The sequence below is a fragment of the Actinobacillus minor NM305 genome (genome assembly GCF_000175195.1).
In the GTDB taxonomy this organism is placed as follows: Bacteria; Pseudomonadota; Gammaproteobacteria; order Enterobacterales; family Pasteurellaceae; genus Haemophilus_A; species Haemophilus_A minor.
This window is the reverse complement of sequence record NZ_ACQL01000189.1, coordinates 1-1,610: the sequence shown is the minus strand read 5'-3', so window position 1 is coordinate 1,610 and position 1,610 is coordinate 1. Positions and strand designations below refer to the sequence as shown.

The following is a 1,610-nucleotide window of genomic DNA, read 5'->3' as shown; positions in this document are numbered from 1 at the left end:
GGAGGGAGGTGCCGAAGGCGGAGGGAGGTGGTATACAAGCGGTAAAAATTAACTTATTTCTTGCAACTCCGTTGCAATCCCTCCCTCAGGGCTTCGCCCAGCTCCCTCCGCAAGCGTAGGGAGCGAGGTAACCAACGATACGGAGGCTCTATGCCAATCGCATTTATCTTCGATTGTGGTGCAACCAATTTACGCACAGTGGCAATGGATCATCACGGCAAATTACTGGCGGTACATCACATTGCAAACAATACCCAACAAGGTGAAGAAGCAACCGACTATCACATTTGGGATATTGATGAGATCTGGTCAAAACTAATGACCTGTGCCAAACAAACCCTTGCACAACTTACCCCTGAACAACGGCAAGATATTGTCGGGATTTCGGTTACGACCTTTGGGGTGGACGGGGCGATTTTTGACAAACACGGCAAACAGCTCTACCCGATTATTTCGTGGAAATGCCCACGCACTCAGCCAATTATGCAAGCGCTCGGCGATTATCTCGATGTGGAAAAACTCTACCAACGCAACGGCGTGGGGCATTACAGCTTCAACACGTTATTCAAATTACTTTGGTTGAAACAACATAAACCCGAACTTTACGCACAAGCGGAGAGTTTCTTATTTATTTCTTCCATTCTTACTTATCGTTTAACGGGTGTACAAAGCACCGACAGAACAATGGCTGGTACATCAATGATGACCAACATTGCAAGCGACTCGTGGGATAGCGAAGTGCTAGATGTGTTGGGCTTAACGGCAAACCATTTCCCACCGATGAAAAGTGCAGGGGAAAAAATCGGCACATTACTGCCTACGCTTGCTGAAGAGCTTGGTTTATCGGCGGATATTCCTGTTCTCTCTTGCGGACACGATACCCAGTTTGCGATCTTCGGCTCAGGCGCAGGCTACAACCAACCGGTATTAAGTTCGGGTACTTGGGAAATTTTAATGGCTCGCACCCAACAAGCCAAACCTGAATGGCAATATGTCAAAGATGGCTTAACCATTGAATTTGACAGCCAAGCAGGCTATTTCAACCCAGGCGTGCAATGGGTCAGTTCAGGCATTATGGAGTGGCTTGGTAAACGCTTCTTTAGCGATGTTGCAGGCACAGCCGACTATTATCCAACGATGATTAACGAAGGATCACAAGTTCCAGCAGGTTCGAACGGCGTAAAACTGGTCGGCAATTTTGATGGCACTAGCCAACAAACAGGCTCAATCGAAGGGCTTTCAATGCACACCCAACGAGGCGAAATTTATCGTGCAGGTTTGGAATATATGGCTCACCGCTTGAAAGCCGGACTTGAGGTATTACAACAAGTCGGACAGTTCAATGCAGAAAGTATTATCTGTGTTGGTGGCGGTTCAAAAAACGGCTTATGGAACCAAATCCGTGCCGATGTGCTTAACCGCCCAATTGATGTCGTTGATATGTCCGAAACCACTGTGTTAGGTGCAGCAATGTTCACGCTCACAGGTGCAGGCGTATTCGAGAATATCGAACAAGCTCAACAGGCAATGAAACCAGCGTTTAAACGGGTTGAGCCGAGTGGGAATGTGAAAGTATATAGATAATTCGTAGGGGTGGGGTTTATCCCCAC

Annotated in this window: 1 protein-coding gene; it reads left to right on the top strand. The window is 47.5% G+C overall.

The window, feature by feature from the left end:
• The first annotated feature begins 150 nt into the window (after window positions 1-150).
• Window positions 151-1,584, top strand: a complete 1,434-nt coding sequence (gene fucK / locus AM305_RS11600; protein ID WP_005826380.1) for an L-fuculokinase — start codon at window positions 151-153, stop codon at window positions 1,582-1,584.
• The last annotated feature ends 26 nt before the right edge of the window (window positions 1,585-1,610 follow it).